This window comes from Actinomadura sp. 6N118 (genome assembly GCF_044326415.1).
GTDB lineage: Bacteria > Actinomycetota > Actinomycetes > Streptosporangiales > Streptosporangiaceae > Spirillospora.
Genome location: NZ_JBIRAZ010000006.1, coordinates 547406 through 553938, shown reverse-complemented (window position 1 = coordinate 553938; position 6533 = coordinate 547406). Strand labels below are relative to the sequence as shown.

Below are 6533 nucleotides of genomic sequence, written 5' to 3'. Positions count from 1 at the left end.
GCGGGTAAAGCAAGCTCCGGCCGATGACCAGGCCGCGGACGGTGGGCAGCGCGAGCGCCTTCTGCCAGCCGGCCAGCGCGGCGTCCGGATCGTCGGGCACCTCGCCGCCGAGCAGGAGGGCGGGCAGTGTCGAGGCCGCCATGACCTCCTCCATCCGGTCCACGACCGGGACCTTCAGCCAGGTGCGCGCGGAGGTGGAGCCGAGCCCGGAGGCGATCGACACCGCTCGGATCATGGCCTCGGGTGTCAGCACGTTGGTGACCTTGCCGCCGCTCCGGGTCGACATGAACGGCTCGACCATCGCCGTCAGCCCGCGTTCGGCAAGGCCCGTGACCGCGTGCGCGCAGGACTCCAGCGTGCGGGCGGTCGCGGGGTCGTCCGGCTCAACGCGCAGCAACATCTTGCCGCCGTCCAGACCGGCGGCCGCGATCGCCGGCGCAGTGTAGGCGGTGAACCGGTCGTCGATCTCGAACGAGGCGCCGGCGAGGCCGCCGCGGTTCATCGAGCCGAAGACGAGCTTGCCCTCCAGCGCGCCGAGCAGCAGGAGGTCCTCGATGATGTCGGGGGTGCCGAGGACGCCGTGCACGCCGGGCCTGGCCAGCGCGACACAGATCCGTTCGAGGAGGTCACCGCGGTTGCCCATCGCCAGCGGGTCGGTCCCGGCGCGCAGCGCCCCGCGCGCCGGATGGTCGGCGGCGATGATCATCAGCCGGTCGCGTGACACCCCCTCGAACCGGGTGCGCCTGGCCGCGGCCTCCGCGACGGCCTCCGGCCGCACCGCCCTCGTCTCGGCCAGGGCGGCAAGGCGTTCGGCGAACGTGCTCGTGCTCATCGGATGGCTTTCTTCTCGATGTTCTCGGTGTTCTCGATGTCTCCGGTCGTGGGCTCTCCCGCGAGCATGGCCTCGACCTCGGCCGACGTCGGCATGGCGTCCGCGCACGACAGCCGCGAGGCGACGATCGCCCCGGCGGCGCCGGCGAAGCCGACGAGCCGTTCGAGGTCCCAGCCCAGCAGCAGGCCGTGGCAGACGGCCCCGCCGAACGCGTCACCGGCACCGAGCCCGTTGACGACCTTCACCGGCGTGGGCGGGACCTCCACCATCGTGTCCGGGGTGGCCGCCAGGACGCCACGCGGGCCCTGCTTGACGATCGCCATGGACACGCCCCTGTCCAGCAGGGCGCGGGCGGCGGCACGCGGTTCCCGCTCGCCGACCGCGACCTCGCACTCCTCCAGGTTGCCTACCGCCACGGTCGCGTGCTCCAGGGCCTTCCCGATCCGCGCCCGCGCCTGCTCGGGCGACTCCCAGAACATCGGCCGCCAGTCCAGGTCCAGCACGGTCGTGCCCGGCTGCGCCGCCAGCGCGTCAAGCGTCGCCTCGTGGCTGGGCTCCCGCGCCAGCCCAGTGACCGTGGCCCAGAAGATCCGCGCCTTCCCGATCGCGTCCAGGTCCAGCTCGTTCGGGTAGATCTCCAGGTCGGGCGCCTTCGGATAGCGGTAGAAGTACAGCGGGAAATGGTCGGGTGGGAACATCTCGCAGAACGCCAGCGGCGTCGGCAGGCCCGGGACGTCGGTGACGAACCGGTCGTCCACGCCGTACTCCCCCAGCGCCCGGTGGACGAACCGCCCGAACGGGTCGGCGCCCGTCCGCGTGATCACGGCGGTCCGGTGCCCGTACCGCGCCGCGGCCACCGCCACGTTGGTCGGGCTCCCACCGAGGTACTTGCCGAACGACTCGACCTCGTCCAGAGGAACCCCCACCTGCAGCGGGTAGAGGTCCACGCTGACCCGTCCCATGGTGATGACGTCGTGCGCCTTGCCGTCGCCTCGCTCGCTCACGCCGCCTCGCCTCTGAGAAACGCCAGGCTCGCGCGGACGTCCTCGGACGGCCCGGCGTCCGGCGCGGGCTCCGCGGTCAGGACGGTGTCCTGCTCCAGGACGTACCAGCCGTCGTAGCCCGCGCCCTCGAGGGCGTCGATGATGCCGGTGATGTCGATGTCGCCCCGGCCGAGCGGGCGGTAGATCCCCCGCCGCACCGCCTCGGTGTAACCGGTGCGCCCGGCCCGTACCGCCTCGGCCAGCGCGGCATCGACGTCCTTGAGGTGGACGTGGGCGATCCGGTCGGCCGCCGTACGCGCCAGGCTCAGCGGATCGGTGCCGCCGATGAGCAGATGGCCGGTGTCCAGGCAGAGCGGGACGTCCGAGCCGTTGAGCACTCGGTCGACCTCCTCGCGTCGTTCGACGACCGTTCCGACGTGGGGGTGCAGCACGGCCCGGTGGCCCCGCTCGGCGGCGTGGGCGGCCACGCGGCCGAGGTTGCCGATCAGGGCCGTCCAGTGCCGCGCACCGAGTGCGGGCCGCTCGTCGTAGCCGTCCAGGCCTGTGACGGCGGCGAGCACGACCGTCCCAGGGGTGTCTCCGAACGCCTCGAGCGCACGCGCGGCGTCCGGCAGCGGGTCGCGGTCGGGGTCGTGCAGGACGAGCGGGACGAAGCCACCGATCGGCCGCAGCCCGTGCAGGCCGAGCAGCGCGGACCGTTCGCCCGGCCCCGCGGGCAGGAACCCGTCGGGACCGAACTCGGTCGCGATGACGCCCAGGTCACGCATCTCGGCGAGCACCCGTCCGGCATCGAGCTGGTGGCCCCAGCCCGGCACCTCGCAGACACCCCACGAGATCGGGGCCGCCGCCACGCGGCCGGCGGGGACGGCGCGGGTCACCTGCGGACCTCCTCGATCGTGATGGTGCGCTTCTCGCGCCGGGAGATCTCACATGCCTCGGCCACGTAGAACGCCTCCAATCCCTCCTCGGGCGGGCACGGGTTGTCCGTGCGTCCCGCCACGACGTCGACGAATGCGCGCAGCTCGGCCTCGTAGGCCTCGGCGAACCGGTCAAGGAACGCGGTGTGCGGCGGCCCCGCCGGATGGAACCCGTCGCCAGCCGAGGTCAGCGGCGTCCGGTCGTCCAGCCCGGCGACGACGCTGCCGCGGAAGCCGAGCACCTCCAGCCGGACGTCGTAGCCTGCGGCGTTGTAGCGGGTCGCGGAAACGACCGCGAGGGTGCCGTCGTCCAGGGTGAGCACTGCGGCACCGGTGTCGACGTCGCCGGACTCGGCGAACACCGGAGAGCCCCGGTTCGCCCCGGTCGCGCTCACCTCGACGACCTCCCGGCCCGTGACGAACCGGACGCCGTCGAAGTCGTGCACGGAGCAGTCGCGGAACAACCCGCCCGAGGTGGGGATGTAGGCGTCCGGCGGCGGAACGGGATCGAGCGTGCACGCGCGCACCGTGTGCACACGGCCGAGCCGCCCGGACCGCACCGCCTCCCGCGCGGCGAGGTGGCCGCGGTCGAAGCGCCGCTGGAAGCCGACCTGGACGGGCACGCCGGACCCGCGGATCGCGGCCAGAACTTGGAGCGTTCCATCTATGTCCGGAGCGACCGGTTTCTCCACGAACACAGCGACCCCCGCCGCCGCGGCGGCGATCACCAGCGGTGCGTGCGCGGCGGTCGGCGTGGCGACGACCAGACCGTCCAGCCCTGCCGTGAGCAGCGCGTCGACCTCGTCCACCGAGCGGACGCCCAGCTTGCCCGCCACCTCGCGCGCCCGTCCCGGGTCGGCGTCGGCGACCACGACCTCTTCGACCTCGGTGAGACCCCGCAGCGTCTCGGCGTGCCCGGCACCGATCCGTCCGACCCCTGCCAGCCCGATCCTCATACCGCCCTCCCCAATTCCCGCGTCCACTCCGGTTCTGTCACCGCCGCGCCGAGCCCGGGGCTCGGCGCGGCGGTGTGTCATCTCTTGTGCGGTGTCATCTCTTGTGCGGTGTCATCTCTTCCGTGGAACGGCCGTCAGCCGGACAGCCGGGCCACACTGCTCGCCGTCCCGCCCTTCTTGGCCTCGAAGGCGACGGCCAGGACGCCGCTCGTGCCCGGCACGGTCACAGTCCTGGTGCCCGCGCCTGTGACGGTGACCTTCGTGGTGCCGAGGACCTTGCCGTCCCACACGTGGACGTACGCGGTACCTGGCCCCGTGGCGTACAGCTTGAACGTCACCGATCCGCCGGAGACGACCGGCTTCCCGGAGATGCGCGCCGTGTCCGACGGCGGGGCGGCCGGGCCCGCGGCCAGCGGGATCCCCGTGCGGGCCGACTGGATGATGGACTCGGGCGAGTTCACCGAGGTGGCCGCGTCCGTCGGCATCACCGGCGGCGGAGGCGTGGTCGGCATGCCGGACGGCGGGGTGTGGCCTGGCAGCGAGACCAGACCCCAGCGGTACGGGTCGCCTTGCACGCCGCCCCACGTGGACCAGCCGATCCGGGTCTGGCCGATCTTGTCCTGGGTGTCGGAGTCGTACACGAAGATGTTCAGGCCCATCCGCTCCGGGTCCACGGCGCTCGGCAGGACCTTGAACGGGATCTTCGCCTCGATCGTGTAACCGTCGTACGGCTCGTTCACCGTCGAGGCGACCTGCATGCCGGGCGCGGTCTCCGGCCCGCCCTGATGGGCGTCGGCGTCGCGCTCGAAGCACGGCTTGCCGTCGGACATGCGGGGGAAGATGCCGGTCTTGAACGTGGTGGAGGTGTTCTCGGAGTCGCCGCGCGGGTCGATGGCGATCTCGACGGAGTCGGTGCGCCAGTGCCGCTTGCAGTCGTCGGCGCCGAGGGTCGTGCCGGGCTTGTCGTCGCGGACCTTGACCAGGACGTTGAGCGCGTCGTCGGTCCAGGTCACCTTGCCGGTGGCCGAGCAGTCGGCCGCCGACTCGCAGACCGTCCCCTCCCAGAGGCGCGACAGGTCAAGCTCCTTGCCCGGGTACTCGCCGGGCGCCTCCTTGCCGTCCACCGCCGGGGCGGACGAGGCCTTCGGCAGTTCGGCGGCCGGAACGAGTTCCAAGCCGCCCTTCTGCACGTCGGTGCCGGAACCGGAGGTCGTGGTGATGGTCATGTCGTAGTCGCCGTTGGTGCCGCCCTGGTTGGAGGTGGGCAGGGAGGCGTCGGTGTTGGTGACGGTGAAGGTCGCCGAGCCCTTCGCTCCGGCCGCCAGCTCGTACGGCTTGGTGGCGGAGTCGGCAGCGAAGCCCTCCGGCAGGTCGAGTTGGACCGTTCCCTTCTGGGCGGACGCGGTCGTGTTGGTCAGGTCCACGCGCACCTTGCGGGACGCGCCGGAGGCGAGCGTGAGCACCCGCTTCACCCTGCCGGTGAGGGCCGGAACACCCGTCTTCCCCGCCCAGGCGTCGAAGTCCGCGACGCGCGGCAGCGGTTCCTGGACGCCGGTGACGGCCGGCCGCACCTCGGCCACCGTCGCCGTCTGGCCCGTGGCCTTCCCGGCGGTGAGGGTCGCCGCGAGACTCACGCGCCCGTTCCCGGCACCGGCCGGCGGCGTGACGGTGAACACCGTGGTGCGCTCCTTCGACCCGACCGTCCCGAGGTCACCCGAACCCGTGACCGTCCAGCCTGACGGCACCGACAGCGCGGCCTTCGCGCCGCGCAGGGCCTTGGGCGAGCCGGCGTGCGCGGTCACCTTGAACGCCCGGCCCGCCGTCACGCCGTACGACTCGGTCGTCAGGTAGAACCGGCTCCCGAGCGGAAGGCCGCCCTTCACGGGTGTCAGCGCGCCTTCCAGCATCGCGGCCGGGTCGTTGTTGCCGAGCGTCAGAGGCACCCGGCTGTGGATCTGCGTGAAGTAGTCACAACCGATCTTGGCTGGGTCGGACGGAACGTCGGGGAAGCCGCCCCAGCCCTGGCTCACAAACAACCGCTGCGCCTCGCGTTCGATCTGCGCCCACGTCTTGCCGCCGTTGCGGGCGGACGCGCGGCCGCCCCAGACGCCATAGGAGAGCGCGCCCTGGGCGGCGGGGGTGAGGTCCTTGGCGCACGCGGCCCCGGTCGGCCCGGACGCGCCGCCCGTGCCGAACAGCCGTCCGGGAGCCCAGGCTCGCAGCCCTTCCTTGCCGAGCTGGGAGGAGTAGGCGCTCGGGTCGGCCGCGGCGAAGTACGCCTCGGTCGCCAGCCGTGCCGCTTCCTGGTGGTTGCCGTGCTGGCCGGGCAGCGGCGCGGGCTCCATGGTCACGATGACCTTGGGCCGCGTCTCGCGGACCAGCCGGACGATCTTCTCGAGCGCCTTGTCATGGTCCCAGGTGTCGGCGGTGAGCGGCGCGCTCACCGTGTAGTAGAAGTCGACTTTGTCCAGGTAGTGGACGTCGGTGACACCCGCCTTGCCGACCGCGTCGCGCTCCTCCTTCTCGCGCAGCAGGCCGAGCGGCGGCCCCTCCTCGTTTCCGGAGGCGTTCCCGCCGCCCTCGCCGCGGGTGACGGTGAGGACGCCGGTCTTGGCGTTGCCGAACTCGTTCCACTGGCCGAAGGTCGAGAGCGCGCCCGCCTCATCGTCGGGATGAGCGCCGACGAACAGCACGTCCAGGCCCCCCTTGCCGGCCGGAGGTGCCGCCCCCGCCGACGCGGGCGGCGCGGCCATGGCGATGGCCGAGGCCGCGAGCGCGGCGGACAGAACGGCGGGTAGGACGAGTCTTCGCATGAAGTCTCCTA

At 72.6% G+C, this 6533-nt stretch carries 5 protein-coding genes; all 5 read right to left on the bottom strand.

What is annotated here, in order from left to right; translation table 11 throughout:
* Positions 1 to 832, bottom strand: an 832-nt coding sequence (locus ACH34W_RS18955) for an aldolase (protein ID WP_395962226.1), incomplete at its 3' end; no start/stop codon positions are given.
* Positions 829 to 1836 carry a 5-dehydro-2-deoxygluconokinase gene (gene iolC / locus ACH34W_RS18950; RefSeq protein ID WP_395962225.1) on the bottom strand — a complete coding sequence of 336 codons (1008 nt, stop codon included), beginning with the start codon at positions 1834 to 1836 and terminating at the stop codon, positions 829 to 831. The genes ACH34W_RS18955 and iolC, both read right to left, overlap by 4 nt.
* Entirely contained in the window at positions 1833 to 2714 is an 882-nt protein-coding gene (locus ACH34W_RS18945; RefSeq protein ID WP_395962224.1) for a TIM barrel protein, read from the bottom strand. Before ACH34W_RS18945 ends, iolC begins: the two co-directional genes overlap by 4 nt.
* Positions 2711 to 3709 (bottom strand): Gfo/Idh/MocA family oxidoreductase, encoded by a 999-nt coding sequence (locus ACH34W_RS18940; protein ID WP_395962223.1) that lies wholly within the window; start codon positions 3707 to 3709, stop codon positions 2711 to 2713. The genes ACH34W_RS18945 and ACH34W_RS18940 overlap by 4 nt, the downstream gene beginning before the upstream one ends.
* 134 nt (positions 3710 to 3843) lie before the next feature.
* On the bottom strand, positions 3844 to 6522 hold the full coding sequence (locus ACH34W_RS18935) for a sugar-binding protein (protein ID WP_395962222.1): 2679 nt from the start codon (positions 6520 to 6522) through the stop codon (positions 3844 to 3846).
* Positions 6523 to 6533 lie beyond the last annotated feature (11 nt).